29 protein-coding genes are annotated in these 26,541 nt (G+C 73.0%); 16 read left to right on the forward strand and 13 right to left on the reverse strand.

Annotated elements, in window-relative coordinates; all coding sequences use genetic code 11:
* Positions 1 to 203 precede the first annotated feature (203 nt).
* Complete coding sequence (locus tag AB0L25_RS19385) at positions 204 to 860, forward strand: PadR family transcriptional regulator (protein ID WP_500173935.1); 657 nt, start codon at positions 204 to 206, stop codon at positions 858 to 860.
* Entirely contained in the window at positions 857 to 1,366 is a 510-nt protein-coding gene (locus AB0L25_RS19390) for a DUF1707 SHOCT-like domain-containing protein (protein WP_500173937.1), read from the forward strand. The genes AB0L25_RS19385 and AB0L25_RS19390 overlap by 4 nt, the downstream gene beginning before the upstream one ends.
* Positions 1,367 to 1,405: 39 nt before the next feature.
* On the opposite strand, the gene AB0L25_RS19395 is transcribed toward AB0L25_RS19390, so the two are convergent.
* The 4 genes from AB0L25_RS19395 to edd form a co-directional block, all read right to left on the reverse strand.
* Positions 1,406 to 1,786, reverse strand: a complete 381-nt coding sequence (locus AB0L25_RS19395; RefSeq protein WP_500173939.1) for a LysR family transcriptional regulator — start codon at positions 1,784 to 1,786, stop codon at positions 1,406 to 1,408.
* Between the two features lie 166 nt (positions 1,787 to 1,952).
* Positions 1,953 to 2,573, reverse strand: a complete 621-nt coding sequence (gene eda, locus AB0L25_RS19400) for a bifunctional 4-hydroxy-2-oxoglutarate aldolase/2-dehydro-3-deoxy-phosphogluconate aldolase (protein ID WP_500173940.1) — start codon at positions 2,571 to 2,573, stop codon at positions 1,953 to 1,955.
* Positions 2,570 to 3,556 (reverse strand): glucokinase, encoded by a 987-nt coding sequence (glk, locus tag AB0L25_RS19405; protein WP_500173942.1) that lies wholly within the window; start codon positions 3,554 to 3,556, stop codon positions 2,570 to 2,572. Before glk ends, eda begins: the two co-directional genes overlap by 4 nt.
* Positions 3,553 to 5,370 (reverse strand): phosphogluconate dehydratase, encoded by a 1,818-nt coding sequence (edd, locus tag AB0L25_RS19410; RefSeq protein ID WP_500173944.1) that lies wholly within the window; start codon positions 5,368 to 5,370, stop codon positions 3,553 to 3,555. Before edd ends, glk begins: the two co-directional genes overlap by 4 nt.
* A gap of 161 nt (positions 5,371 to 5,531) precedes the next feature.
* Here edd and AB0L25_RS19415 point away from each other — a divergent pair, with 161 nt between their 5' ends.
* Positions 5,532 to 6,644: an ROK family protein gene (locus AB0L25_RS19415; RefSeq protein ID WP_500173946.1), complete on the forward strand. Its 1,113-nt coding sequence runs from the start codon at positions 5,532 to 5,534 to the stop codon at positions 6,642 to 6,644.
* Between the two features lie 44 nt (positions 6,645 to 6,688).
* Here AB0L25_RS19415 and AB0L25_RS19420 read toward each other — a convergent pair whose 3' ends face one another.
* Positions 6,689 to 7,090 (reverse strand): hypothetical protein, encoded by a 402-nt coding sequence (locus tag AB0L25_RS19420; RefSeq protein ID WP_500173948.1) that lies wholly within the window; start codon positions 7,088 to 7,090, stop codon positions 6,689 to 6,691.
* Positions 7,090 to 7,644, reverse strand: a complete 555-nt coding sequence (locus AB0L25_RS19425; protein ID WP_500173949.1) for a hypothetical protein — start codon at positions 7,642 to 7,644, stop codon at positions 7,090 to 7,092. The genes AB0L25_RS19420 and AB0L25_RS19425 overlap by 1 nt, the downstream gene beginning before the upstream one ends.
* Positions 7,645 to 8,064: 420 nt before the next feature.
* Here AB0L25_RS19425 and AB0L25_RS19430 point away from each other — a divergent pair, with 420 nt between their 5' ends.
* The 3 genes from AB0L25_RS19430 to AB0L25_RS19440 all read left to right on the forward strand — a co-directional run bounded on the left by AB0L25_RS19430 (position 8,065) and on the right by AB0L25_RS19440 (position 9,731).
* Positions 8,065 to 8,784: a hypothetical protein gene (locus AB0L25_RS19430; RefSeq protein ID WP_500173951.1), complete on the forward strand. Its 720-nt coding sequence runs from the start codon at positions 8,065 to 8,067 to the stop codon at positions 8,782 to 8,784.
* A gap of 2 nt (positions 8,785 to 8,786) precedes the next feature.
* Positions 8,787 to 9,146, forward strand: a complete 360-nt coding sequence (locus AB0L25_RS19435; RefSeq protein ID WP_500173953.1) for a J domain-containing protein — start codon at positions 8,787 to 8,789, stop codon at positions 9,144 to 9,146.
* Between the two features lie 201 nt (positions 9,147 to 9,347).
* Positions 9,348 to 9,731, forward strand: coding sequence for a hypothetical protein (locus AB0L25_RS19440; RefSeq protein ID WP_500173955.1), 384 nt, complete (start codon positions 9,348 to 9,350; stop codon positions 9,729 to 9,731).
* Positions 9,732 to 9,862: 131 nt separating this feature from the next.
* On the opposite strand, the gene AB0L25_RS19445 is transcribed toward AB0L25_RS19440, so the two are convergent.
* Positions 9,863 to 10,732 (reverse strand): alpha/beta fold hydrolase, encoded by an 870-nt coding sequence (locus tag AB0L25_RS19445; protein WP_500173957.1) that lies wholly within the window; start codon positions 10,730 to 10,732, stop codon positions 9,863 to 9,865.
* A gap of 453 nt (positions 10,733 to 11,185) precedes the next feature.
* Here AB0L25_RS19445 and AB0L25_RS19450 point away from each other — a divergent pair, with 453 nt between their 5' ends.
* A complete protein-coding gene (locus AB0L25_RS19450) occupies positions 11,186 to 12,034 on the forward strand; it encodes a glycoside hydrolase family 26 protein (protein WP_500173959.1) in 849 nt (282 codons plus the stop codon).
* A gap of 6 nt (positions 12,035 to 12,040) precedes the next feature.
* Here AB0L25_RS19450 and AB0L25_RS19455 read toward each other — a convergent pair whose 3' ends face one another.
* Positions 12,041 to 12,604 carry a DUF1349 domain-containing protein gene (locus AB0L25_RS19455; RefSeq protein ID WP_500173961.1) on the reverse strand — a complete coding sequence of 188 codons (564 nt, stop codon included), beginning with the start codon at positions 12,602 to 12,604 and terminating at the stop codon, positions 12,041 to 12,043.
* Positions 12,605 to 12,626: 22 nt separating this feature from the next.
* Positions 12,627 to 13,622 (reverse strand): oxygenase MpaB family protein, encoded by a 996-nt coding sequence (locus AB0L25_RS19460; RefSeq protein WP_500173963.1) that lies wholly within the window; start codon positions 13,620 to 13,622, stop codon positions 12,627 to 12,629.
* An 80-nt stretch (positions 13,623 to 13,702) separates the two neighbouring features.
* Between AB0L25_RS19460 and AB0L25_RS19465 the strand changes: the two genes are divergently transcribed.
* Complete coding sequence (locus tag AB0L25_RS19465; protein ID WP_500173964.1) at positions 13,703 to 14,311, forward strand: TetR/AcrR family transcriptional regulator; 609 nt, start codon at positions 13,703 to 13,705, stop codon at positions 14,309 to 14,311.
* Positions 14,312 to 14,313: 2 nt separating this feature from the next.
* Here AB0L25_RS19465 and AB0L25_RS19470 read toward each other — a convergent pair whose 3' ends face one another.
* On the reverse strand, positions 14,314 to 15,282 hold the full coding sequence (locus AB0L25_RS19470) for an alpha/beta hydrolase (RefSeq protein ID WP_500173966.1): 969 nt from the start codon (positions 15,280 to 15,282) through the stop codon (positions 14,314 to 14,316).
* Positions 15,283 to 15,343: 61 nt separating this feature from the next.
* Positions 15,344 to 16,135 carry an SAM-dependent methyltransferase gene (locus AB0L25_RS19475; protein ID WP_500173968.1) on the reverse strand — a complete coding sequence of 264 codons (792 nt, stop codon included), beginning with the start codon at positions 16,133 to 16,135 and terminating at the stop codon, positions 15,344 to 15,346.
* A 145-nt stretch (positions 16,136 to 16,280) separates the two neighbouring features.
* Here AB0L25_RS19475 and AB0L25_RS19480 point away from each other — a divergent pair, with 145 nt between their 5' ends.
* Together AB0L25_RS19480 and AB0L25_RS19485 are read left to right on the forward strand one after the other, a co-directional pair.
* Entirely contained in the window at positions 16,281 to 16,790 is a 510-nt protein-coding gene (locus AB0L25_RS19480) for a hypothetical protein (protein ID WP_500173969.1), read from the forward strand.
* An 84-nt stretch (positions 16,791 to 16,874) separates the two neighbouring features.
* Positions 16,875 to 17,270 carry a VOC family protein gene (locus AB0L25_RS19485; protein ID WP_500173971.1) on the forward strand — a complete coding sequence of 132 codons (396 nt, stop codon included), beginning with the start codon at positions 16,875 to 16,877 and terminating at the stop codon, positions 17,268 to 17,270.
* Positions 17,271 to 17,340: 70 nt separating this feature from the next.
* Here AB0L25_RS19485 and AB0L25_RS19490 read toward each other — a convergent pair whose 3' ends face one another.
* Together AB0L25_RS19490 and AB0L25_RS19495 are read right to left on the reverse strand one after the other, a co-directional pair.
* A complete protein-coding gene (locus tag AB0L25_RS19490; RefSeq protein ID WP_500173973.1) occupies positions 17,341 to 18,093 on the reverse strand; it encodes a nucleotidyltransferase domain-containing protein in 753 nt (250 codons plus the stop codon).
* Positions 18,087 to 18,773 carry a nucleotidyltransferase domain-containing protein gene (locus AB0L25_RS19495; RefSeq protein ID WP_500173975.1) on the reverse strand — a complete coding sequence of 229 codons (687 nt, stop codon included), beginning with the start codon at positions 18,771 to 18,773 and terminating at the stop codon, positions 18,087 to 18,089. Before AB0L25_RS19495 ends, AB0L25_RS19490 begins: the two co-directional genes overlap by 7 nt.
* A gap of 212 nt (positions 18,774 to 18,985) precedes the next feature.
* On the opposite strand from AB0L25_RS19495, the gene AB0L25_RS19500 reads away from it, so the two are divergent.
* The 6 genes from AB0L25_RS19500 to AB0L25_RS19525 all read left to right on the forward strand — a co-directional run bounded on the left by AB0L25_RS19500 (position 18,986) and on the right by AB0L25_RS19525 (position 26,425).
* Entirely contained in the window at positions 18,986 to 20,290 is a 1,305-nt protein-coding gene (locus AB0L25_RS19500) for an ABC transporter substrate-binding protein (RefSeq protein ID WP_500173977.1), read from the forward strand.
* Between the two features lie 5 nt (positions 20,291 to 20,295).
* Entirely contained in the window at positions 20,296 to 21,330 is a 1,035-nt protein-coding gene (locus AB0L25_RS19505; RefSeq protein WP_500173979.1) for a carbohydrate ABC transporter permease, read from the forward strand.
* A complete protein-coding gene (locus AB0L25_RS19510) occupies positions 21,327 to 22,157 on the forward strand; it encodes a carbohydrate ABC transporter permease (RefSeq protein ID WP_500173980.1) in 831 nt (276 codons plus the stop codon). The genes AB0L25_RS19505 and AB0L25_RS19510 overlap by 4 nt, the downstream gene beginning before the upstream one ends.
* 59 nt (positions 22,158 to 22,216) lie before the next feature.
* On the forward strand, positions 22,217 to 23,854 hold the full coding sequence (locus AB0L25_RS19515; RefSeq protein ID WP_500173982.1) for a glycoside hydrolase family 13 protein: 1,638 nt from the start codon (positions 22,217 to 22,219) through the stop codon (positions 23,852 to 23,854).
* 10 nt (positions 23,855 to 23,864) lie between these two features.
* Positions 23,865 to 24,968 carry a LacI family DNA-binding transcriptional regulator gene (locus AB0L25_RS19520; protein ID WP_500173984.1) on the forward strand — a complete coding sequence of 368 codons (1,104 nt, stop codon included), beginning with the start codon at positions 23,865 to 23,867 and terminating at the stop codon, positions 24,966 to 24,968.
* Between the two features lie 173 nt (positions 24,969 to 25,141).
* Positions 25,142 to 26,425 carry an ABC transporter substrate-binding protein gene (locus AB0L25_RS19525; protein WP_500173986.1) on the forward strand — a complete coding sequence of 428 codons (1,284 nt, stop codon included), beginning with the start codon at positions 25,142 to 25,144 and terminating at the stop codon, positions 26,423 to 26,425.
* Positions 26,426 to 26,541: the final 116 nt, after the last annotated feature.

Raw genomic sequence — 26,541 nt, forward strand, 5'->3', positions numbered from 1 at the left:
CCTGTTACCCAGGTTTTCCGAGGTCAGACGGCCGTGACCGGAATCGGGGATCTTGTCCGCCGGCGCCCGGACGGACGCCCGGACGGGCCGGGCGCGGAAATCCGCGGGAACAATCTGGCCGTACCGTACGTCTTCGATATATCGTTGTCGTATCGCGAGAGCTCAAAGAGAGATCTCAGAAGGCGGTGAAGAACATGCGTCACATGCACGGAGGACCGTGGGGCAGGGGCGACATGCCGGGTTTCGGCCCGCTGTTCGGCGGCGGACCCGGGTTCGGCCCGTGGGGCCCGCCCGGCTTCGGACCCGGCGGACCCGGCGGACCCGGTCCGCGCCCGCCGTGGGCGCACGGCCGGCGCGGCGGCCCGTGGGGCCGGGGGCCCAAGGCCCGCAAGGGCAACGTCCGCGCGGCGATCCTCGCGCTGCTCGCCGAGGAGCCCCGCAACGGCTACCAGATCATCCAGCAGATCGCCGAGCGCAGCGAGCACGCCTGGCGGCCCAGCCCCGGCGCCGTCTACCCGGCCCTGCAGCAGCTCGCCGACGAGGGCCTGATCGCCGGGGAGGAGAGCGGCGGACGCCGCGCCTACCGGCTCACCGACGCGGGCCGCGCCCACGTCGAGGAGCACGCCGACGAACTGCGCGAGCCCTGGGCGGCGATGGCGTGGGACTTCGGCGAGGGCGTGCCCGAACTGTTCAGGCAGGCCGCGCAGACGGGAGCCGCGGTCATGCAGATCGTCCACTCGGGGCGCCCCGAGCAGCTCGACCGGGCGCGGGACGTCCTGTCCCGGGCGCGCCGCGACCTGTACCGGATCCTCGCCGACGACGCGGACCCGGGCCCGGACGCCGCGGAGGAGGGGCCGTGAACGACGCACCGCGCACCGACGCACCGCACACCGAGGCGCTGCGCATCGGCGACGCCGAGCGGGACGCGGTCGTCGTCGCGCTGCACGACCACTTCGCCGCGGGACGGCTCGACCGCGCGGAACTCGACGAGCGCATGGACGCCGCGCTGGCCGCGAAGACGCGCGGCGACCTGCGCGCGCTCGTCCGGGACCTGCCGCCGCCGCACGGTCTCCCCGAGGCCGCACAGGACCGGCCCCGGCCCGCGCCCGTCCCGGGGCAGGTGCCGTGGGGACACCCCGGCCTGATGTACGCGGGCCCGCACCGCGTGCACCGGGACGGGCACCGGCACGGGCCGCCGTCCCCGGCGTTCCCGCTGCTGCTCGGCGTCTTCCTCGTCCTGACGTTCACGGTCGGCGCGGGCACGGGCCTCCTCGCCGTCCTCGGCGTCGCGATGGTCGTGTGGCTCGCGCGGGCGGCCCGCCTCGCGGCGACCGTCCGCCACGCGCACCGCGCCGACTCGCGCTAGGCGGCCGCCCGGCCGTCCGCGCTCCGCTCCGGCCGCCGGTCAGGCGGCCGGGAGGCGGGTGCAGGGGGCCGGGACGGCGTCGCGCAGCGCCCGCAGGCCCAGTTCGACGATCGGGTTGCCGCGCCCGCCGCGGCGGACGCAGGTCAGCAGCCGGCGCCGCGGCACCGCGTCGCCGACCAGCGGCACCCGGACGGCCCCCTCGGCGACCGTCTCCTCCCAGCGGGCGAGGAGCGCGTCGGCGTGCCCGACGAGGACGAGCGCGGCCGGGGTGAGCCGCACCCGGCGGCCCTGCGGTTCCAGCAGCGGCGCCTTCAGCTCGCGGCCCGGCTCGCGGAGGTGGTGGGAGACGGCGGACGGCGTCAGGTGCATCGCCTCGGCCGCGGACGTGACCGTCCCGTACCGGTGGACGAGCCGCAGCATGTGCAGGCGCCACCACCCCCGTTCACGGGGGCATCGGGCTTGGCACCACCCAAGCCAGCGCCTCGGCCACGCGCCCACCTGGATACACACTGCGCATGGACCTCGTGCCGGACGGGCCCGGCGGGTCGCGCCTGACCGCCGGGCCCTGCCCGCACGCGCCCTCCGGCTAGCGGAGGGCCGCGGCCTCTTCCGCGAGCTTGCGGATCGTGTCCCAGTCGCCGGACCGGACGGCGTCCGCCGGGGTCAGCCACGTCCCGCCGACGCACCCGACGTTCGGCAGCGCGAGGTAGTCGGCGGCGTTGCCGGGCTTCACCCCGCCGGTCGGGCAGAACCGGACCTGCGGGAGCGGCCCGTTCAGCGCCTTCAGGTACGGGATGCCGCCGGCGGGCTCGGCCGGGAAGAACTTCATCGCGGTGACGCCCGACTCCAGCAGCGCGATCGCCTCCGAGGCGGTCGCGGCGCCCGGCAGGAACGGCAGGCCGGTCGCGGCCATCGCGGTCTGGAGCCGCTCGGTGCAGCCGGGGCTGACCAGGAAGCGGGCGCCCGCGGCGGCCGACCGCTCGGCGTCGTCCGGGCGGACGACCGTCCCGGCGCCGACGACCGCGTCCGGCACCTCGGCCGCGATCCGCGTGATCGCCTCGATCGCGACCGGCGTCCGCAGCGTCACCTCGATCGCCGGGAGGCCGCCCTCGACGAGCGCGCGCGCCAGCGGCACGGCGGCGTCGGCGTCGTCCAGGACGACGACGGGGATGACGGGCGCGAGGTCGAACAGGTCTTCGGCGTTCAAGCGGACTCCAAGGGTCGTGCGGGTTCGGGGGCGGTCCGCGCGAGCCGCATGGCGGCGCCGACCAGCCCCGGGCCGGGGTGGACGATCAGTGCCGTCGGGATCGCGCGCAGGTAGCCCTCGACGGGAGGCTTCCCCTCGAACCGGGCGCGGAACGCGCTCTCCTTCAGGACGTCGGTGATGCGCGGCAGGATCCCGCCGCCGAGGTAGACGCCGCCCGTCGCGCCGATCGTCAGCGCGACGTTGCCGGCGAGGGAGCCGAGCAGCTCGCAGAACATCGCGAGGGTCTGCGCGCAGCGGGCGTCCGCCTTGCGCTCGACGATCTGCGCGGGCGTGACCGGCTCGGGCCGGACGCCGTCGATGATCGCGAGGTAGCGGTGGATGCGGGCCAGGCCGTCCCCCGACAGCAGGTACTCGGCGGTCGCGGCGCCGCGCTCGGCGCGCAGCAGCCGGACGACCTCGATCTCCCGGTCCGTCCCGGCGGGCGCGTCGACCTGGCCGCCCTCCCCCGGCAGCGGCACCCAGCCGCCGCCCGGCGCCGGGACGAGCCCGCCGACGCCGAGGCCGGTGCCGGGGCCGACGACCGCGAGGGGGCCGTCCGCCGCCGGGTACCGGTCGCCGACCGGGACCAGGTCGTCGGCGGCCAGCCGCGGCAGCGACATCGCCAGGCCCGCGAAGTCGTTGACGATCTCCAGGTGCGGCAGGCCGAGGCGTTCGCGCACGTCCTCGGGGGTGCCGACGGGCCAGCCCGCGTTCGTCAGGTGGAACGTCCCGCCGGTGACGGGTCCCGCGACCGCCAGGCACGCGGCGGACGGCCGGACGCCCGGGGCGTACCGGGCCAGGTACGCCGCCGCGGCGTCGGCGAGGTCGGCGTGCTCGCGGGTGGGAAGCGCCCGGACGTCGCGGGGCGCGCCGTCCGGGCCGTCCACGAGCGCGAACCGCGCGTTCGTCCCGCCGATGTCGCCGACGAGCCAGGGGGCGCTCATCCGAACACCCCGGCGCCGCGCTCCGCCGGGCCGACCGCCGCGCGGAAGGCCGCGAACAGCTCGCGTCCGGTGCCCGACCAGCGGTCCGGGTCGGGCACGCCCCCCTCCGGCTCCCGCGCGGCGAACTCCTCGTCGGGGACGAGCACCTCGAGCAGGCCCTTGTCGGCGTCGAGCCGGACGACGTCGCCGTCGCGGACGCGCGCGAGCGGGCCGCCCGCGGCCGCCTCGGGCGTCGCGTGGATCGCCGCGGGCACGGCCCCCGACGCGCCCGACAGCCGCCCGTCCGTCACGAGCGCGACCTTGTGGCCGCGGTCCTGCAGGACGCCGAGCGGCGTGATCAGCCGGTGCAGTTCGGGCATCCCGTCGGCGCGCGGGCCCTGCAGCCGGACGACCGCGACGACGTCCCGGTCGAGCTCCCCGGCGGCGAACGCGTCCTGCAGCTGCTCCTGCGACTCGAAGACCCGCGCGGGGGCCTCGACGGCCCGGTGCTCGGGCCGGACCGCGGACACCTTGACCACCGCGCGGCCCAGGTTGCCGCGGACGGTCCGCAGGCCGCCGTGCGTGTCGAACGGCTCCGCGACGGGACGCAGGACGGCCGGGTCGCCCGTGGCGGTCGGGCCGTCCTCCCAGACGACGCGGCCGCCGTCGAGCCGCGGCGCCTTCCGGTACTCGGCGAGGGTCGCGCCGCCGACCGTGCGGGCGTCCTCGTGCAGCAGCCCGGCGTCGATCAGCTCGCCGATGAGGAACGCGGTGCCGCCCGCCGCGTGGAAATGGTTGATGTCGGCCGTGCCGGACGGGTACAGCTGCGTGAGCATCGGGGTGACCTGCGACAGCTCGTCGAAGTCGTCCCAGGTCAGCTCGATGCCCGCGGCGGCGGCCATCGCGGGCAGGTGCAGCGTGTGGTTCGTGGAGCCGCCGGTCGCGAGCAGCGCGACGATCGCGTTGGCGAACGCGCGCTCGTCCAGCATCTCGCCGACCGGGGTGTACTCGTCGGCGAGGTCGGTGATCTGCAGGACGCGGCGTCCGGCGGCGGCGGTGAGCCCCTCGCGCAGGTCGGTGCCCGGCGGGACGAAGCTCGCGCCCGGCAGGTGCAGGCCCATGACCTCCATGAGGAGCTGGTTGGAGTTCGCGGTGCCGTAGAAGGTGCAGGTGCCCGGCGAGTGGTAGGACGCGGCCTCCGCGGCGAGCAGCTCGTCCCGGCCGATCTCCCCGGCGGCGTACCGCTTGCGGACCTTCGCCTTCTCCGCGTTCGGCAGCCCCGACGCCATCGGCCCGGCGGGGATCAGGATCGCCGGCAGGTGCCCGAACGACAGCGCCCCGATCACCAGCCCGGGGACGATCTTGTCGCAGACCCCGAGCAGCAGCATGCCGTCGAACATGTCGTGCGAGAGGGCCACCGCCGTCGCCATCGCCACCACGTCCCGGCTGAACAGCGACAGCTCCATGCCCGCGCGGCCCTGGGTGATGCCGTCGCACATCGCCGGGACGCCGCCCGCGAACTGCGCGGTGCCGCCCGCGCGGCGGATCGCGGCCTTCAGGACGTCCGGGTAGTCCTTGAGCGGCTGGTGCGCCGACAGCATGTCGTTGTAGGACGACACGATCGCGATGTTCGGCGTGACGTTGCCGCGCAGCCACAGCTTGTCCTGGACGCCGCAGGCCGCGAAGCCGTGCGCCAGGTTCGCGCACCCCATGCCGCCGCGCACCGGCCCCTCCGTCCGGGCGTCGCGGATCCGGCCCAGGTACTCCTCGCGGCGGTCGGCGCTCCGCTCCGCGATGCGCCGCGTCACCTCTGCCAGCACGGGATGCACAGCCATTCGATGCTCCAGACAAGGGGGATGGACGAGAGGGGATGTCCGTTCCGCAAACTACCGAGACATAAGCTGCCAGCACAACCCACTTAGAAAATCCGACTTACAAAAGTCTCTGAGGTTTCACCAACTGGACGTACCGAAGACCCGCGTGCTTGACTGGCCGGATGCCCGTCACCCCGGCTACGACCGGCGACGTGCTCCGCCTCATCCGCGAGCACGGCGTCGACACCCGCGCGGACCTCGCGCGCCTCACCGGACTGTCGCGTCCCACCGTGGCGTCCCGCGTCGCCGACCTCATCGGCCGCGGCCTCGTGGTCGAGCGGGCCGACGGGCCGTCCACCGGCGGCCGTCCCCCCGCCCGCCTGCGGTTCCACGCGTCCGGCGGGGCCGTGCTGGTCGCCAACCTCGGCCAGTCCCGCGGGCAGCTCGCCGTCTGCGACCTCGCCGGGACGATCCTCGCCCGCGCCGACGGGCCCCCGGCCGACGTGTCCCCCGACACCACCATCCCGCACCTGCTCGACCTGTGGTGCGCGCTCCTCAAGGACGCGGGCGTCCCCGCCGAGGCGGTTCGGGGCATCGGCCTCGGCGTCCCGGACGCCGTCGAGCACGTCGCGGGCCGCTGGGACGCCGTCGAGATCGGCCCGCGCGTCCGCGCGCGGTTCGACGTCCCCGCCTACCTCGACAACGAGGTCAACGCGGCCGCGCTCGGCGAGCACCAGGCGCACCCGGGCGTGGACGACCTGCTGTTCGTGAAGGTCTCCACCGGCATCGGCGCCGCGATCATCGCGGGCGGCGCCATCCAGCGCGGCGCCCTCGGCGCCGCCGGGGAGATCGGGCACGTGCCCGTCCCGGCCGAGACCGAGCGCCCGTGCCGCTGCGGCAACGTCAACTGCGTCGAGGCGATCGCGGGCGGCGCCGCGCTGCTCGCCCGGTCATCCGCGGCCGACCTGCCCGCCCTCGCCGCGCTCGCCCGCTCCGGCGACCCCGCGACCGTCGCGCTGCTGCGCGACGCGGGCCGCCGCATCGGCGAGGTCGTCGCCACCGCCGTCAACCTGCTGAACCCCGCGGTCGTCGTGCTCGGCGGCGACCTCGTCGGCGCGGACGAACCGCTCATCGCGGGCCTGCGCGAGATCGTCTACCGCCGCGCCACCGCCCTGGCCACCCGCAGCCTGCGCATCGAGCCGGCCCGCCTCGGCGAGACCGCCGGCCTGACCGGCTGCGCCGCGATGGTCCTCGGCAAGATCCTCTCCCCCGCCGCCGTCGACGCCGCGACATGAGCGGCGACCGCCGCCGACCGCCGTTCAGGAACGGACGCGCGCCCTCACGGCGCCCCCTCGTCCGGCCGGTCGGCGTCCCAGCGGAAGCCGGAACCCGCGTCCTGCGGCGGCCGGGGGTCTCGGACGACGAACCATTCGGGCCGGCCGAGGCGGTCGCGCCGTACTCCGACGGCCGTGGTGTGGTTGCGGCCCTCCGGGTCGACCGAGTCCAGCTCTTCCTGGATGTGCGTCTCGATCAGCTCCAGCGGTGACAGCCCCGCCTCGGCGGCGTCGCGCCGCAGCGCGGCGACGTACTCGGCCAGGACGTCCTCGGGGAGGACCAGGCGCGGCCGCCGGTGGACCGGGCGCCCGGCGTGGGCGGTCACCTCGTAGACGCCTGGCGCCGTCCCGGAGATCGCGTACCCGAGGCGGCGGAGCCGGGCGACGAGACCGGCGGCCGCGTCCATCAGCAGTGCGTCCCGGCCGGGTAGCTCGTGATGATGTTGTTGTTGCTGCCGACGACCATCTTGAAGATCTGCTTGCGCACGACCTGATTGGTCCGGATGTTGCGGAGGTACAGAAGCCGCGAATAGCAAGACTTCCCGCCGCTGTGGCGCGACCTGTCGGGATCGGAGGTGTTGCTGCTCATCGCGAGGTCGGCGATGTCGCGCCAATTCTGGTACGTCCCGGCCGCCATGCGTTCGAAGTCGCCCCTGTGCCGCCAGAGGATGTGCCGGTACCCCCAGGTCGGGGAGGAACTGTACTTGGGGCCGCCGCAGCGCAGCGCGAAGTCGACGACGCGGTTCTTGGTGAACAACCGCACCAGCTTCTGCGGGTCGGTGTTGCGCCCGCAGGCACCCCACGGCGGCGCGGCCGGCACCTGCACCCGGCTCACCGCCGAGGCCGGGCTCGCCGACCACGCCGGCCGATCACCCGAAGATGGCGCGGCCTGCGCCGGCGCCGCGCCGGCCGTGCCGACAATTGCGGCAACGAAGGACGCGCAGAGAAGTTCAGCTCGCATGCGCGACATCGTATAGTGCGCGCCCCGCCATTCGGCAAGCACTTTCCACCACGCTCACGAAACGCGTAGATATGCGAGCATTCAAGCAAGTCGAATGGGAATATGATTATTCTTATAGTCAATGTCATTACAAATATCTCGATCACCCGCGACCGCCCGCTGGTCGAGTAAGAACGCGACTCGCTCCCGCACCGGAGACAAAAGCCACCGAACCCCGCCGACGTCGGCCGCCCGACTCGTCGCCGGCCTCGTCTCCGCGAGGAGGCCCCGTGGACCGGCTTCGCCCCCGCGGCGATCGGCACGGCCCGCGCGCCCCCGGCCGATCCCGGCCGGGGCCGCTCCGGGACGTTCCATCGACGCTCCGGCACCGTTCGCACTAACCTGATCAAGCAGTGTCAAAACGGGGTCAGGGGCTGGTGCATGAACTCGTTCTTCCCGGCGGTGCCGTCCGGTTCCGGCACTCCCGCCGCGCGACGCGGCGGCGGTCTCACCAGGCACGATGCGCCCGGCGTCCACCAGCCGGGCGAGATGTCGCTCGACGGCGACGGCACCCGCGCGCAGCACTGGGAAACGATCGGCGTCCGCACCCGGCAGCGCCTCGCCGAACTGTCCGGCACCGCCATCGACTGGTACGCCAACATCGACGGTTCGAGCGGTGACGGCCGCGCCTACGCCGTCACCTTCGGAGAGTCGGGCCTGTCGATCGCCGAGCCGCGCGTGAACACCGACCACCGCCCGGTCTACGCGATCTCGTCCTTCCAGTTCGCGCCGGGCTCCCTGCGGCACGTTCCGGTGGACCACCGACCCGGGCCCCGGGCGACCGGGCCGTCCGCCCCCGGGGCGGCGCCCCCGGACCTCGGCCTGACCCGCCAGGCGCGCGGCGTGCTCGGCAACCTGCCGGCGCAGGCGCAGGACCTCCTCCAGGCACCCTTCCTCGCAGGTCAGCGGGTCCAACGCAGCGACTGGTACTACGAGGGGTTCGAGCACCGCTTGGACACCTTCGTCTTCTACCTGGCCGGCGCGAAGGACGTGACGGTCGCCACCGGATCCATGATCGTCCCGGCGGGGCACACCACCGCCACCGCGCACTGGACGCTCACCTGCTACCGGGCCTCGGTGGCGCGAAGGATCGGCCGCTGACCTTGTCCACCCTGTTCGGCGAACTGGCGGGCAACGACGCCTACGAACTGCTGGGCGTCCCCCCGGACGCCTCGGCGGACGAGATCCAGCGGGCGTGGCGGAAGCAGGCGAGCGCGCACCACCCCGACCGGGTCACCGACCCGGCGGCCAAATCCGCGGCCGAGGACCGCATCCGCCTGATCAACGCGGCCCGCGACGTCCTCACCGCGCGGCGCGCGGCCTACGACGCCGCACGCCGCGGCCCCGCGGAGGACGAACCCGATGTCCAGGACCTCTGGGAGGACGCCGAGGAGGTCATCGCCGACCCCTGGGACGCCGCCGAACCCGGGACGACGGCCTCCGCGGTCCCGGACGACCCGTGAGAGGGCGCGTACGCCGGACGCGTACCCCCGCCGCCTCCGCCCCCGCCGCGGCATCCGCCGCCTCCCAGGTATCCGCCGCCTCCGCCGAACGTCCCGTATCGCCCGACCCCGCCCCACGTTCGGCGCGTCGAGCACAGTGCGGGCGCCCAGCTCACGATCGGCTGCGCGGTCATCGCCGCCACGTTATGGGTCGCGATACTGGTGGCAGCCGTCTCTTACGGTGTCCTGACGGACGACGACCCGGAGCCTTCGCCATCGATTCCCGCCGCTTTCGCCGGGACCTGGACGGGGAAGATCACCGAGAAGGGCGAGCAGGAAGGCACCTGGAAGGCGAAGTTCGTCCTTCCGGAAGGCGAGCACGACGGCGAGGTGATCTACCTGGACGGCGAGTGCACCGGCTCGGTCGTCCCGGTCTCCTACCAGGACGGGGTCCTGACATTGGACACCCGTTTCCCCGCTCTCCGGTCCGGCTGCGATGTCGGCGACGTCCGCCTGAAACTCCGTGACGACGGCAGGCTCGACGCCGTCTACCCTCCGGCCGGAGAGCGGAAGGTCAAGGCGGTCGGCAAGCTCCGCCGGAAATGACCCCTCTCCCCGCGGTCGCAGGCGGAGGGCTCCCCGCCCGGCGGCGGACGTGGCGGCGCCGTGGCCGTCGGCCAGGTCTGCGTCCCGCCCCGGCTCGCCGGGCGGTCACCTCGTGAGGGCGAGGACGGCCGTCAGCCGGCGGCGTCGAGGACCTCGTGGAGCTTGCGGGCGAACTCCTCCGGCTTGCCCGTCTGGCCGAACTCGCCGCCCAGGAAGCCGCCGTGGTGGCTCGGGAACACCGTGGCCCGCTGACCGAGCAGTTCGGCCATCGCCACCGCGGCGCGCCCGGTGAAGGTGCCCTCGGACTCCTCGCCGACCGCGATCACGATCCGCGTCGGCGCCGCCGTCAGCGCCGCGACGTCGGGACGGTAGCCGCTGACCGCCCAGGACCGGCCGGACAGGAGCGGGTCGTCGCGGGAGCCGTCGTCCTCGCCCGGCATCCCGAAGACCGCGGGGTCCGGCACGGGCTGTGCGAAGTAGTCCTCGGTGAACTCGCCCCGCCACGACGTCATGGCGATGAACGCCGCCATCCCGGTGCCCCAGCCCTTGGCCTGGTAGGCGTCCCGGATGCCCGTCTGGGCGCGCTCGGCGGCCTCGGCGTCGGGCACCACCGACAGGAGCGGCGGTTCGTGCGCCACCAGGGTCGTCACGTCGCCGGGGTGGGCCGTCACGAGGGCGAGCGCGGTCACCGCGCCGCCGCTGCTCGCGAACATCTCGACCGGGCCCGCGCCGAGCGCCTCGATGATGGCGTGCACGTCCGCGGCCTGAAGCTCCGGCACGTGGTCGTCCCGGCCGTCCTTGCGGGTGCTGCGGCCCATGCCGCGCGGGTCGTAGGTGACCACGGTGCGCTCGGGGAAGTGCGACGCCAGCGTGGCGAAGCCGGCGGCATCCATGGGCTGCCCGATCAGCACGAGCGGCGGGCGTCCCCCCGCGGGCGGGAGCGGTCCGCGGACGTCGTAGACGATGTCGGCCTCGGGCGTCTGGAGTGTCTGCGTGTCCATGCCCGTACCGACTCCCCCCGCACCGGAAACTCATCGCTCCGGCGACCGCACCTCATCCGGGCGAGAGCCGGTTCGCCGCCCGTCCGTCACCCGCCGTGGCCGGGCACCACCAGCCGGCGTCCTCCCGCAGGCGGACGTGCGGTGCGTGCCGGCCGAGAGCCCGCGCGAGGTCGTCGCGCGCCGAGAGCGGCAGAGCGGACGGCCACGTCACGGCGCGCCAGCCCGCCCCCGGCTCACGCAAATTACCTGCCACCGGCGCACCGAGCCAGCACGAGTTCCGCCCGGGGCCACCCGAAATGCGATGCGCACCACGTCCGAAACGCCGGTCGAGCATTCTTCGCCGAGCATTTCGGCGTGATGGGAAAAAAGATCTACCGTGCGCACCTTGGGGCGATGTCTGCATTGTTGCCCGGCATGGGTATTCCCTTTATCAAGTGCGGCAAAGGCGGTGCGATGGCGGAAAAGCGGGACGCGATCTTGTGGGGTGCGGCGGGCGACGACCTTTCGGGGTCGGACTATCCGCGCATGGACGAACGGTACGGGCCGCTGACGATCCGCCGCGTCTACCAGCGGCCGCGCGACGGCGTTCCGCGGACGTGGGCGGCGTCGAACGCCGCCGCCGACGTGGGGAGGCGCGCGAGTTGCTGGTCGGGGAAACCGGACATGAGGGCCGTGGCGTCCGGCACGCTGGACGGGCGCATCCTCGGATTCCTGCGCAGCATTCCCACGAACCACGTCGCATTCGTGACCATCTGGCATGAACCAGACGTGAAGCTGAAGAACGGCACATTCTCGCTGTCCACCTACCGGGCGGGATTCCGGCGGTTCTGCCGGCTGGTCAAGCAGGTGCAGGACGACGGATGGGCGCGGCTGTACACGGTGCAGATCGTCACGACGTGGGCCGGGACGAACCCGGCGAAAAGGCGCACCTACGCGGACATGTGGCCGGGGGACGGCCTGGTCGACTGCTACGGCGCGGACGGCTATTCCCACGTGGGGTCGAAGGAGTCGCTGTGGGGTCCGGCGGTCGCGTTCGCCCGGGCGCGCGGCGTCCCGTGGTGCGTCCCCGAGATCGGCTACGGCGACCGGGGGTCGCGGGACGTGGCGTGGATGAACGACCAGATCGCGTACCTGACCTCGACCCCGGCAGGCGGACGGCACACCCGGTGCGCCTTCGCGTGCTGGTTCGACACCGCCGGGCCGATCTCGCGCCCCACCCCGGGCGACGACCGGGCGTGGATCGCCGCGGCCCGGCGGGCGTCACGGAACTTCCACTACGACCCCGCCGGCTTCGTGCTGTAGGGGCCGCTAGGGATGCAGGGCCTCGTCCGGGGCGGTGAAGGCGGCGCCCGTGAAGCGGACGGTCAGGCCGGCGCGTTCGGGGGCGCAGCAGTAGAGGCCCGCGCGGGCCGGGACGCCCGCGGGGAAGGGCGCGAGGCGGATCATTCGCCAGGGCTCGTCGCTCGCGCGGGCCCGCACGGTGACGGCGTCCCCGCTGCGGCTCGCGCGGATCGTCACCTCGCGGCCCGTCCAGTCGACGGGCGCCGACGACCAGTCCGAGCGCCCGCCGGTGACGACCGCGCCGAGCTGCATGGCGCCGTCGCAGTACTCGAGCCCGGCCTTGATCCACGTCGTCTCGTCGATCCGGACGAGCAGCCCCGCCTGGTCGAACTGCCGGTCGTAGTCCGCGACGAACGACACCTCGAACGCGGCCTCGGGCCCGAAGGGCGCGAGGAGGGCGTGCCCGCCGTCCCGGTCGTAGCCATAGGAGGTCGTCCGCCAGAAGTCGCTGCCCCGCGCGGCCGTCACGTGGAGCCCGCGCCCGTCCTCGACGACCTCGACCGGGGGGTTCAGCCATTCACCATCGATCATGACCGGAACGCTAGCCCACGCGTCAGGCCATCGCCTCGACCTCTTCGCGGCTGAGGACGGGGTCGGGCGCGGTGGGGGCGGTGGACGCGACGGGCGCGGAGGCGCCCTTCGCGACCCTGGCCTCGGCCTCGCGGTACTCGCGGATGGGGCCGGTGGCCTCGTGGAGGCCGTTGATCGCGGTCCAGAGGGCGGCGCGGCGGGCGCGCAGGACGAGCGGGTTCGGCGCGCGGTACAGGACGAGCTTCTGCGCCCATTCGGGGAGCATGTCGCGGGCGGCCCAGTCCATGAACGGGCTGCCCGGCTCCCAGGGCTTCGCCTCGCCGCCGCGGAGGTTCGGGCCGGTGCCGAACGCCTTGATCGGGGTGACGGCGAGGCGCGGGAGGTAGGACTCGAGGCATTCGGCGGTCTCGGCCTTGGTGGCGGGCAGGTCGGTGCCGCCGAGGGCCTCGCCGACCCGGACGAACTCGCGGTAGTAGCGGTCGATGTCCCGCAGGGGGCGCCGGTGGTAGCGCTCGTGGGCGGTCGCGAGGCCCCAGACGACGGTGGCGTAGTTCCACCGGAGCCATTCGGGGTCGTCGGCGTCGTAGGGCAGCCCGTCGGGGCGGGTGCCCTTGACGGTGTGGTGCATGGCGCGGACGGTGCGGGCGAGGCGTTCGGCGGTCTCGGTGGACCCGTACGCGGTCCCGATGAAGAACGACACGGAGTGCCCGAGCCGGACGGTCGCGCCGTGGACGTCGATGTTCCCCGTCGGAATGCCGTTCTTGTCCCGTTCGGGGATGCGCGAGTGGTCGTAGGCCATCCACGAGATGCTCGGGTCGAGCCCCTCGATGTAGGCGGCCCCGACCAGCCCCAGGATGAGGGTGGGCAGGTGGGAGTGCACGTACCAGACGGCACTGCCGGGGCCGAACCAGCCGGGGTCCCCTTCGGGGCCGGCGAAGTCGAGGCCCTTGAAGAACTTCGAGCGGATGTCCGCGTCGAACGCCTGCTCGAACTTGGCGGCGATGAGGTTGCTCGGCATGCCGGGCTCCATTCTGGATACGACTGTAGCCAGAATAAGTGTCCGGTTACGCCCGTGTCCAGACTTGATAGCGTGCTCCCATGACGACCCGGTGGGCGGGCGTTCCCGCGTCACGGCGCCGGGACGAGCGGCGCGACATGCTCGTGCGGGCCGCGTTCGTCCTGTTCGGGGCGGAGGGCGAGGCGGGGCTGAGCGTCCGCGCCGTGTGCCGGGAGGCCGCGCTCCACACGCGGTACTTCTACGAGAACTTCGCCGACACCGGCGAGCTGCTCGCGGCGGTCTACGACCGGCAGGCCGAAGCGCTCGGCGACGTGCTGGCGCGCGCGCTGGAGGAGGCCGGTGCGGACGCGGAGGCCCGCACCCGCGCGGGCGTCCGGGACGTGCTCCGGTTCATCAGCGACGACCCGCGGCGGGGGCGCGTCCTGTTCGCCGAGGTGCCGGGCAACGACGCGCTGGCCGCGCGGCGGCGTGCGGCGGAGACCGCGCTGCTGGACGGGCTCGTGGCGATGGGCCCGCGCGACGACCCGACGGTGGTGATCGCCGCGACCATGTTCACCGGCGCCATGATCGAGCTGGCCCGGCAGTGGGCGGACGGGCGGCTCGGCGACGACCTCGACGCGGTCGTCGACGCGGCGGCCGAGCTGGCGACGGCCCTGCACGCGAAGGCCGTCGAACGCCTCGCCCGGTGACGTCAGGCCGCGCGCGCCGCTTCGGGGGACGTGACGCGGCGGGCGAACCGGCCGACCTCGGCGATGGCGACGAGGCCCTCGCGGGAGAGGTCGGCGAAGACCTGGAAGACGTGCATCTGCCCCTCCCAGATCTGCAGCGTGCACGGGACGCCGGCGGCGCCGAGGCGCTCGGCCATCAGCTCGGCGTCGCAGCACAGCACCTCGATGGAGCCGACCTGGATCAGGACGGGCGGCAGGTCGCGGAGGTCGGCGTGCAGCGGGCACAGCAGCGGGTCGGTCGGCGCGACGTCCGGGAAGACGGTCCGCACCATGTCGCCGAGGCGGCGCGCGGGGATGAACGGGTCGAGGGGCTCGTTGGCGTGCGCGATCCGCGCTTCGAGGTCGAGGTCGAGGAACGGCGACAGCCCGGCGATCCCGGCCGGGCGGGGCAGCCCGTCGCGGCGGGCGTGCAGGGCGGCGGCGAACGCGAGGTAGCCGCCGGCCGAGTCGCCGGCGATCACGATGTTCCCGGGCTGGACGCCGCGGCCGAGCAGCCACCGGTAGGCGTCGAGGCAGTCGCGGATGGACGTCGCGACGGGGACCTTCGGCGGCATCCGGTAGGCGACCGAGAGCACCGGCATGCCGGCGGCCTGGGAGATCCGGGCGATCATCCGCCGGTGGGTGCGCAGGCCGCAGGCGACGAACCCGCCGCCGTGGAAGTACAGGATCACGCGCCGGGGGTCGGCGGGCACGCCGCGGCCCCGGACCTGCTCGGCCGCGCAGCCGAGGCCCCGCACCGGAACGACCTCCGTGCCGCGCGGCGCGGGCAGGAGGGCGCCCGCGAGCTCGATCAGCCCGGCGAGCCGGAGGGTGAGCGGCGTCCAGGGCAGCCGCGCGACGAGCGGCCGCAGGAAGCGGCGCATCAGCACGCCGAGAGTCCGCGCGCCCCGCCCGCAGCCGGGACGCTCCTCCACCACCGGTGCGACCGCCATCCGTACCTCCCGCCGGTTTCCGGCGGAAGGCTATCCAAGTAAGCGCTCGGTTACAAGCGGGTCACCGGGCGGGGAGGGCCAGGAGGTCGAGGTGGCGGATCTCGACGGTGAGGTCGCCGGCGGCGCAGTCGGCGAGGCGGCGGCGCAGGTAGGCGGTGGCGTCGGCGGCGAGGGCCGGGCGGTGCTCGACGGCGTCGGCGACCCAGTCGCGGAGCCATCGGGCGATCAGCACGGAGCGGGCGGGCCCGAGGCGCCACGGGCTGGGCCGGGTGTGGACGGTCGCGCCGCGGCGGGCGAACGCGTCGGCGGCGGCGAACGCGGCGTCCGTCCCGAGCAGGCCGCCGCGGCGGCGGTGGGCGTCGGCCGCGGCGGCGAACTCGGTGTCGAGGGGGTCGGCCGGGTCGAGCCGGACGCGGCCGATCGGGGTGAGGGTGAGCAGCGCGGGACGGCAGGCGGCGGCGGCGAGCGCGTCGACCTCGGCGGCGGTGAGCCGGTGCAGCAGGTGGCAGGCGGCGAGGACGGACGTGCCCACGACATCGGCCGCCCGCAGGTCGGCGAGGTCGCCCGCGCGGGTCTCGACGGTGGCGGGGGTCCCGTCGGCGGACGCGTAGGTCCGTCCGGCGGCCCGGGCGAGGGCCGCGGGGTCGGAGTCCTGCAGGATCCAGTGCTGCGGCCCGCGCAGCCGGGGCGCGAGCCACCGGGCGAGGGCGCCGTCCCCGCAGGACGCGTTCCACACGGTGACGGGGCGGTCCGGCGGCAGCTCCGCGCGCAGGACGTCGAGCAGCGAGCCGGCGCGGGCGGCGGCGTCGGCGGGCTCGCGCAGGTCGGCCCAGGACGGGCTGGCCACGGTCATGACGGCTCCCTTCGCGGACGGCTCCCCGTGCCGTCCGCGAAGGAAGATCCCCTGGTCGGCGGTGTCGCAACCCCACCGGAAGGTTCAACTGTGGTATAGCCCACGCACCCGGCTCCGCACAGCACTCCCCCCATGAGGAGGATCATTGAGCGAATGGAACCCCTGGGCGGTCAAGCCCGACGCCGAGCGTGACCGATGGCGGTTCACACCGCTGCAGAGCGTCGGGCCCCTCCGCTTCGGCATGAGCAAGGAGGAGGCGGCGGCCGCACTCGGCGTCCGCCTGGACGACCTCCACGGATGGGACGCCATCGGCTACCGCGTCGAGGAAGTCGGTGTGACGCTCCACTTCGACGCGGACGCGCGGCTCGCGAGCGTCGCCGCCGACATGCGGGTCGGACCCCAGGTAACGCTGGACGGTGTCGAGCTGGTGGCACGGGTACCGTCGGCCATGGAGCGGTGGGTCGAGGACTACGTCACCGCCAAGGGGCTGCCTTTCTACTACGGCGCCAACTACGCCCCCGGATCGGTGGACCTCGGGTTCTATCTGCTGGTCCAGCGGGCCGGGGACCACCTTCTCACCCGGCCGCTCATGTTCAACGAGGCATGTGCCGACAACAGCGAGCTGATCCCTCGCGCGGAGTGGTCGCTCATATGAGACGGGCACGTCGCGGTGTGGGCGGGAGTGGGCAGGTTCCGAATGTCCAAGATCTTGGGGCTCGCCGGGGCTCACGCTGGGGGTATGTCATCAGATGTTGGATTTTTCCCGCGGCTCATCGTGGATGATCCTGTTCGTGCTTCGGGGTTCTATCGTGAGGTTCTCGGTGCCGTGGAGGTGTTTCGGGCGCCGTTGGGGGAGGATGGGCGGCCTTCCGTGATCGACCATCGGCTCGGTGGGGCGTCGTTCCGGCTCTCGCCGGCCGTCTCCGCTTGGGGGTGGTTCTCGCCTGGTGATCTCGGCGGGTCCGCCGTTCTTCTCGAGGTCGAGGTCGGCGATCCGGACGGCGTCGCCGGGCGCATGGTCGCGCGCGGCGGCGAGGTGGTCGTCCCGATCGAAAACCGTCCCTATGGGAAGCGCTCGGGGCGCGTCCGTGACCCGTTCGGGCACCTTTGGGTCATCACCGGCGAACTTCGCTGACCAAGGCCGGCCACGGACGGACGGTGGTGCCTTCGGCCCACGAGCGAGGCGGAAGACACCACCGCGAGGTTCAGCCGTCCAGGCGGGTCCGGACGACCAGGTCGTGCAGCGCCCGGCCCGCGCTCGGCCGCTCGGGGAGGGCGCTGCGGTCGCGCTCGTGCTCGAGCAGCGCGGTGAGGGCGTCGACGTCGGCCCGCAGGACGGACCGGTCGGGCGCGCCGGACGGGACGCCCGCGTGCTCGGCGTCGCGCTTGGCGGCGATGAGATCGGGGACGTACGGCGGCGCGTCGTCGAGCAGCTTCGTCAGGTCGGTCTCGAGTTCGCCCGCGCGCATGAGGTGCACGCCCGTGAGGAGCGTCCGGAACACGTAGAGCAGCGGCTTGAGCTCGTCGCGGTTCTCGAACATGCGCCACTGGCCGCGCGCGAACCCCAGGTAGTGGCCGGCGTGCCGGGAGGTGAGCAGGCCGGGGAGGTGCGCGCGCAGCTCGGCGTGCAGGGGCGTCGTCTCGACGACGATGGGCGAGGCGAGCTGCTCGAGGGCGTGGCCGTTCGGTCTCAGCAGCATGCCGCAGAACTTCGCGAGGTCGTAGGTGACGATGTCGGCCTCGACGCCGCCGTGCTCCCACTGCTCCGTGCACTGCTGCCGTCCGGTGTACAGGCCGATGACCTCGTCGAGGGGCAGCAGGTGGACGCCGCGCAGGTCGACGTCGGAGTCGCGGGACTCGAAGCCGTAGATGTGCGACCCGCTGACGGTGAGGAACGCGCGGGGGTAGGGGTGCTCGGCGGTGAAGCGGTCGAGCAGGCCGTCGGGGAGGTTCACCATTCGAGGCTCCTTCGGCGGACGGACACGAGGAGGTCTTCGACGCGGTCGCGGTCGGGGAGGTCGGGCAGCGGGCTCGCGTCGAGGGCGGTCGCCATGTGGGAGGCGAGGTCGGCGCGCCACGCGTCGATCTCGTCCCACGGCAGTTCGCCGCGTTTGACGGCGAGGAACCGGTCGCGCAGGTCGCCGACGTCGACGAGCGGCGCGCCGGTGCGGACGAGGTGCAGGCCGCTGTGCAGGAGGCGCAGCATGTGCATCACGTGCTTCCAGTTCGGTTCGCCGTCCTTGCGCAAGTCGCCTTGCAACTTGCGGAACTGGCTGTCGGCGTAGCGGAGGAACGTGCGGTGGGCGCGGCGCGACAGGAAGGCCGTGCGGACGGCCAGGAGTTCCTCGCCGATCGGGGTGACGCGTTCGACGAGCGGCGACCAGAGGCACTCGAGGACGGTCGGGTTCGCGGCCAGGGCCAGCTCGCAGAACCGTTCGAGCTCCCAGGAGAACTGCTCGGGCAGGGGGCCGTCCAGGTGGGTGGGCGGCTTGTCGAAACGCCAGTACAGCGGCGCGGGCGCGACGAACACGCCGCGCCGGTCGACGTCGCTGGCGCCGGTGGCGAGGCCGTAGGCGCGCGAGCCGGTCACGACGGACAGGATCGTGTGGTCGCGGACGAGCCGCAGGTCGGTGCTCACCCGACGAAGCCTGACGTAACGGGTGCGCCGCGTCGACCGGTTTCCGGCGGCCCCCTGCAAGCCGGTTACAGATCGGCTACGAGCTTGCTGAAACTTTCTGCAAGCTATTTACGCCCCTGAAACCCGTTGCTAATGTCCCCGATCAACCACCCCCCATCCACGGAACGGCGGGACGGCGGCCGGCACGGCCCGTCTCGCGAATGGAGGACCCCATGCGGCGCATCCCCCGGATCGGCGGCGCGGTCGTCGGCGCCGTCCTCGCGCTCTCGCTGGCCGGCTGCGGCGGCGACGACGGCGACGGAGCGTCCGGCACGTCGGCGGCCGACCTGCAGGGCCGCGGCCCGATCACGTTCGTGACCGGCAAGGACCGCTCCGGCAACCTGCAGAAGCAGGTGGACGGCTGGAACGCCGAGCACCCGGACGAGAAGGTGCGGATCATCGAGCTGCCGGACGAGCCGAACGAGCAGCGGCAGCAGATGATCCAGAACGCGACGACGAAGTCGGACGCGTACACGGTGCTCAACCTCGACGTCGTCTGGACGGCGGAGTTCGCGGCCAACCGGTGGCTGACCGAACTGCCCAAGGACAAGATCGACCTGTCGAAGATGCTGCCCGCGACGATCAAGACGGGGCAGTACCGCGACCGGCTGTACGCCGTGCCGTCGACGTCCGATGCGGGGATGCTGTACTACCGCGAGGACCTGCTGGAGAAGGCCGGTATCTCCGAGCCGCCGAAGACTTACCAGCAGATGTGGGACGCCTGCGAGAAGGTCAAGGACCTCGACGAGGCGAAGGACATCGACTGCTTCTTCACCGAGGTCAACAAGAGCGAGAGCATGACGATCTCGATGGTGGAGGCCATCGGGAGCGCGGGCGGCGCGATCATCGGCCCGGACGGCAAGCCCGCGGTGAACACCCCGCAGGCGAAGCAGGGCCTCGAGTTCCTCGTGAAGGCGTACGCGGACGGCCGGATGCCGAAGTCGGCGATCACGCTCGACACCGAGGGCGGGCGCCGCTACTTCCAGGACGGCAAGCTGGTGTTCCAGCGGCAGTGGCCGTACCAGTACTCGCTGGCGAACGAGGACGACGGCTCGTCGAAGGTCGCCGGGAAGTTCGCCGTCGCGCCGCTGCCCGGGCCGGACGGCCCGGGCGTCTCCAACCTCGGCGGGCACAACCTCGCGATCTCCGCGTTCGCGAAGAACAAGGCGACCGGCCTGGACTTCATCCGCTACCTCACCGGGGCGCAGGCGCAGCGCGACAACCTGCTGGCCACCTCGCAGGCCCCGACGATCGCCGCGCTCTACGACGACCCGGAGCTGGTGAAGAAGTTCCCGTACCTGCCGGTGCTGAAGTCCGCGATCGAGAGCGCCACGCCGCGTCCCGTCGCGGTCAAGTACGGCGACGTGACCGCCGCGATCCAGGAGGCCGGCTACTCGGCCGTCACCGGTGACGCGCCGGTCGACAAGGCCCTCGCGGACCTGCAGGGCAAGCTCGGAACCCTCACCGCCCAGCAGTGACCCGCATGACGACGACGCACGACGAGCGGTCCGCCGCGGCGCACGCCGCGGCGGGCGCGCCGCGCACGCGCAAGGCCCGCGGCGGCGGCGGGGCCGCACGCGGCGAGCGGCGGCTCGCCGCCCTGCTGCTGTCCCCCACCCTGCTCGTGCTGGCCCTGGTCATCGGCTACCCGGTGCTGGCCGGGTTCCGCGAGTCGCTGTACGCGCGCGGCGAGGGCCTGGACGAGAACGGCTTCGTGGTCGAGGGGACGCGGTTCGTCGGCCTCGACAACTACACCGCGATCTTCAGCGGCGACGCGGCCGACGCGTTCTGGAACGCGTTCGGCAACACGACGTTCTTCACGTTCACGACCGTGATCCTGGAGACCGTGATCGGCGTCGGGATGGCGCTGATCATGCACCAGGCGTTCCGCGGGCGCGCGTTCGTCCGGGCCAGCATCCTGGTGCCGTGGGCGATCCCGACCGCGATCTCCGGCCTGCTGTGGCGGTGGATCTTCCAGGCGGACGGCGCCGCGAACGCGGTCCTGCGGCAGCAGATCCTGTGGACCGCCGACGGTTTCCCCGCCAAGCTCGCGGTGATCATCGCCGAGGTGTGGAAGACGTCGCCGTTCATCGGGCTGCTGGTGCTCGCGGGCCTGCAGATGATCCCCAAGGACGTCTACGAGGCGGCCCGCGTGGACGGCGCGAGCGCGTGGCAGCAGTTCCGGAGCATCACGCTCCCGCTGGTGAAGCCGGCGCTGCTCGTCGCGGTGCTGTTCCGGATGCTGGACGTGCTGCGCATGTTCGACCTCCCGGCCGTCCTCATCGGCGTCAATCAGGACTCGGTGGAGACGCTGACGATGATCGCCTGGTTCGAGGCGTCCAACCTGAGGTACGGGTCGGCGGCCGCGTACGCGACGATCCTGTTCGGCTACATCGCCCTGATCGCGTACCTGTTCGTGAAGCTGCTCGGCGCCGACATCATCGGCGAGGCCCGCGAGCAGACGAAACGGGCCAAGCGCCGGAAGCCGGGCCCGAAGCGGAAGGCGGTGGCCTCATGACCGGCTCCCGGACCCGGCGGATCCTGTCGTACGTCGGCATCGCGGCCGTGGCCGTCTACTGCCTCGCGCCGTTCTACTGGATGACGATCTCCGCGTTCCGCCGCCCGCAGGACCAGTTCGACAACTCGATCGTCCCGGTACGGTGGTCGCTGGAAAATTTCACCGCGGTGTTCCGCGGCGACAACGGGTTCGGCCGGGCGCTGCTCAACAGCGTCATCGTGGCCGGCTGCACCACCGTGCTCACCCTGATCATCGGCGTGTTCACCGCCTACGCGCTGGCCCGGCTGCGGTTCCGGTTCAAGAACGCGCTGCTCGGGCTCATCATCGCGACGACGATGTTCCCTGGAATCTCCCAGCTCGTTCCGTTGCTGAAACTCTTCACCGACATCGGTTGGATCAACACCTACCAGGCGATGATCGTGCCGAGCCTCGGCTTCGCGCTGCCGCTGTCGATCTGGCTGCTGAACGCCTTCTTCCGGCAGCTCCCGTTCGAACTGGAGCAGGCGGCCATGGTGGACGGCTGCACGCGCGGCCAGGCCTTCCGCAAGATCATCGTCCCGCTGGCGGCGCCCGGGGTGTTCACCACGGCGATCCTGACGTTCATCGCCGCGTGGAACGAATTCCTCATCGCGCTGTCGATGGTGAACGAGAAGGACATGCAGACCGCCACGGTGGCGATCTCGAAGTTCACCGGCGTGTCCGGCTTCGACCAGCCGTTCGGCACCCAGATGGCGGCGGGCGTCATCGTGACCGTCCCGCTGATCGTCGTCGTGCTGATCTTCCAGCGCCGGATCGTCGCCGGGCTCACCGCCGGCGGCGTCAAGTGAAGACCGGTCACGGCGGAACCGTGACGCCCCCGACCTCGCTCCCGACACGAAGGACGTTCATGACGCAGGACACCCTCGCCGTCCCCGCACCCCGGGACGGCGCCGAGAACGCCGCACGCTGGTGGCGGGACGCCGTCATCTACCAGGTGTACGTGCGCAGCTTCGCCGACGCGGACGGCGACGGCGTCGGCGACCTCCCGGGCGTCCGGAACCGGCTGCCCTACCTGGCCGCGCTCGGCGTCGACGCGCTGTGGCTGACCCCGTTCTACGTCTCCCCCATGGCCGACTTCGGCTACGACGTCGCCGACTACCGCGACGTCGACCCGCTGTTCGGCACCCTCGACGACGCCCGCGCGCTGATCGCCGACGCGCACGCGCACGGCCTGCGGATCATCGTCGACGTCGTGCCGAACCACACCTCCGACCGGCACGCCTGGTTCCGGGCGGCCCTCGACGCCGGGCCCGGCTCGCCCGAGCGCGCCCGGTACGTCTTCCGGGACGGCCGCGGCCCGGACGGCGCCGAACCGCCCAACGACTGGGAGTCGGTGTTCGGCGGCCCCGCGTGGACGCGGGTGCCCGACGGGCAGTGGTACCTGCACCTGTTCGCGTCCGAGCAGCCCGACCTGAACTGGGAGAACCCCGAGGTCCACGCGGAGTTCGCGGAGATCCTGAAGTTCTGGCTCGACCTCGGCGTGGACGGCTTCCGCATCGACGTCGCGCACGGCATGGCGAAGGCCCCCGGGCTGCCCGACGTCGGCCACCCGAACCAGGTCGAGATGCTCGGCACGGCCGTCCTGCCGTACTTCGACCAGGACCCGGTGCACGACATCCACCGCGCGTGGCGGCGGCTGCTCGACTCCTACGACGGCGAGCGCATCGCGGTCGCCGAGGCGTGGGCGCCGACCCCCGAGCGCCTCGCCGCCTACACACGTCCGGACGAACTCCACCAGGCGTTCAACTTCCACTACCTGACGGCGCCGTGGGACGCGGCCGCGATGCGGGACGTCGTGGACGAGTCGCTGCGCACCGCCGCGGCGGTCGGCGCGCCCGCGACCTGGGTGCTGTCGAACCACGACGTGAAGCGGCACGTCACCCGGTACGGCGGCGGCGAGACGGGCCTGCGCCGGGCCCGCGCCGCGGCGCTGCTCACGCTCGCGCTGCCCGGTTCGGCGTACGTCTACCAGGGCGAGGAGCTGGGCCTTCCCGAGGTCCTCGACCTGCCGGAGGAGTTCCTCCAGGACCCGCAGCGGCTGCGCGGCGAGGGCCAGGGCCGGGACGGCTGCCGGGTGCCGATGCCGTGGGACGGGGACGAGCCGCCGTTCGGCTTCGGCGCCGGCGGGTCCTCATGGCTGCCGATCCCGCCGGCCTGGCGCTCCCTCACCGTCGCCGCGCAGGAAGCCGACGCGGACTCGATGCTCGCGCTCTACCGGGACGCGCTGCGCGTCCGCCGCGAGCACCCGGCGCTCGGCGACGGCGGCCTGCGCTGGCTCGACGGCCCCGCCGGCACGCTGTCGTTCGTCCGGGACGCCCCCGCGGGCGGGCCCGCGTTCGGCTGCACGGTCAACACGTCCGGCCGGACGGTCCGCGTCCCCGTCCTGGGCGCGCCGCTGCTGGCCAGCGGGCCCGTCCGGTTCGAGGACACCGAGGCCGAGCTCCCGCCGGACACCGCGCTGTGGTGGGACCTGGAGGAGCGCTAATTTGAGACCCATGACGACACGCCTGGCTGACATCGCGGCCCACGCCGGAGTGAGCGAGGCGACGGTGAGCCGGGTGCTGAACGGCAAGCCGGGCGTGTCCCCGACCACGCGCCAGGCGGTGCTGACCGCCCTGGACGTGCTCGGCTACGAGCGCCCGGCCCGGCTGCGCCAGCACCGGGCCGGGCTGATCGGGCTGATCATCCCGGAGCTGACCAACCCGATCTTCCCAGCGTTCGCCGAGGTCATCGAGAGCGCGCTGGCCCGGCACGGGTACATGGCGGTGCTGTGCTCGCAGGCGCCGGGCGGCGTCGCCGAGGACGACTACATCGAGATGCTGCTGGAGCGCGGCGTCGCCGGGATCATCTTCGTCAACGGCCTGCACGCCAACGCCAACTCCGACCGGGCGCGGTACGCGCGGCTGCTGGAGAAGGCGCTGCCGATCGTGCTGGTGAACGGGTACCGCGACGACATCGACGCGCCGTTCATCTCCAACGACGACGTCGCCTCGATGGAGGCGGCGGTCGGGCACCTGGCCGCCATGGGCCACCGCCGGATCGGGCTGGCGATCGGGCAGGACGTGTACGTCCCGACCCGGCGCAAGACCGAGGGGTTCCGGCGCGGGATGGCCGCGCACACCGGCCTGCCCGCGGGCGAGGTCGACGCGCTGGTCGTCAACACCATGTACACGGTGGAGGGCGGGCAGGCCGCGGCGGCCCGGCTGCTGGACGAGGGCTGCACGGCGATCTGCGGCGGCAACGACATCATGGCGCTGGGCGCGATCCGCGCCGCGCGGGCGCGCGGCCTGCGGGTGCCCGAGGACGTGTCGGTCACCGGCATGGACGACTCGCTGCTGACGGCCTACCTGGACCCGCCGCTGACCACGGTCCGGCAGTCGGTGCGGGAGATGTCGATGGCGGCGGTGAGCACGGTGCTGGGCGAGATCGGCGGCGAGCGCGCGCCGCGCACCGAACTGCTGTACCGGCCGGAACTGGTCGTCCGCCGCTCGACCGCGCCCGCTCCCGCGGCCCGGCGCGCGGCCCTCCCCGAACCGGCGGCCGAGCCCGCGGCGGAGTCCGTCCGGGAGATCGTTCACCGGCCCGTCCCCGAATGTTGACGCAGGTGTCGGGCCGTTGCGCGGGTGCGCACGGTCCGATGACCGCGGACACACGCCCGTAACGGTTCGGTCTCGGAGATTGACAGTGACCCGGGTCACGGTCTTTGCTTCGTGGGAGCGCTCCCACACCCGAGGTACATCACAACTGGAAGGGGTCCGCGATGAGGGCCAGCATGCGGCGCGGACTGAACACGGCGGTGGCCGCGTTGCTCGTCGGCGGCCTCGCCGTCGCCTGCGGCGGGGACGACTCCGGCGGCGACGGCAAGATCGAGCTGACCGTCGACGTCTTCGGCGAGCCGGGCTACGAAGAGCTGTACAAGCAGTACGAGGCGTCCCACCCGAACGTCACGATCAAGCAGCGCAAGGTGTCCAGCCTGGACGACTTCAAGCCGCGCATCCAGCAGTGGATGGCGACCGGAAGCGGCGCGGGCGACGTCGTCATGCTGGAGGAGGGCATCCTGCCCCTCTACATGCAGCAGGCGAACAAGTTCGTCAACCTCTTCGACCACGGCGGCAAGGAGCTCGAGCAGAACTTCGTGTCGTGGAAGTGGCAGGCGGGCGTCTCCCCGGACGGGAAGCAGCTCGTCGGCCTCGGCACCGACGTCGGCGCGCTCGCCATGTGCTACCGCACGGACCTCTTCGAGAAGGCCGGGCTGCCGACGGAGCGCGACGAGGTGTCCGAGCTGTGGCCCACCTGGGACGAGTACCTGAAGGTCGGCCAGGACTTCCAGTCGAAGGTGGACGGCACCAAGTGGCTGGACGGCCCGACGGCGATCTGGCGCGTCACCGTCCTGCAGGAGGCCGGCGCGGGCCCCGGCCACAGCTACTTCGACAAGCAGAACAACCTGGTGTTCGGCACCAACCCGGCCGTGAAGTCCTCGTTCGACACGGCGCTGAAGTTCGAGCAGAACAAGCTCACCTCCGACATGTCGATCTTCACGCCGCCGTGGCAGACCGCGCTGAAGCGCGACACGTTCGCCACCGTTCCGTGCCCGTCCTGGATGCTCGGGGGCATCAAGGAGTTCTCCGGTGACTACGGCGAGGGCAAGTGGGACGTCGCCAAGGTGCCGGGCGGCAGCGGCTACTGGGGCGGCTCGTGGCTGGCCGTGCCGAAGCAGACCGACCACGCCAAGGAGGCCGCCGAACTGGCCAAGTTCCTGACCTCGCCCGAGGGCCAGATCGGCGCGTTCAAGGCCGCGAACGTCTTCCCGTCCTCGCCGCAGGCCGCGAAGGACCCGGCGGTGGCGGACGCCAAGGACCCGTACTTCAACGACGCCCCGGTCGGCCAGATCTTCGGCGAGATGGTGGCGCAGGCCAAGCCCGTCTACCTCGGCCCGAAGAACGAGGACGTGCGGCAGGCCGTGGAGAACGTCCTGATCAGCGTCGGGCAGGGCAAGGTCCCGGCCGGCGAGGCGTGGAACAGGGCCGTCGAGGAGGCGGAGAAGTCCGCCCGGTGACCCCGGTCCGGCACTGACCTCCACGTCCCACCCCGGACGACCGAACCTCCGATCACCCGACCGACCACCCGACCCACTGGCCAGGCGGTGGCGCCGTGCCTCACCTCCCCGTGCGG

It is taken from the genome of Spirillospora sp. NPDC052242, assembly GCF_040679555.1.
Taxonomy (GTDB): domain Bacteria; phylum Actinomycetota; class Actinomycetes; order Streptosporangiales; family Streptosporangiaceae; genus Spirillospora.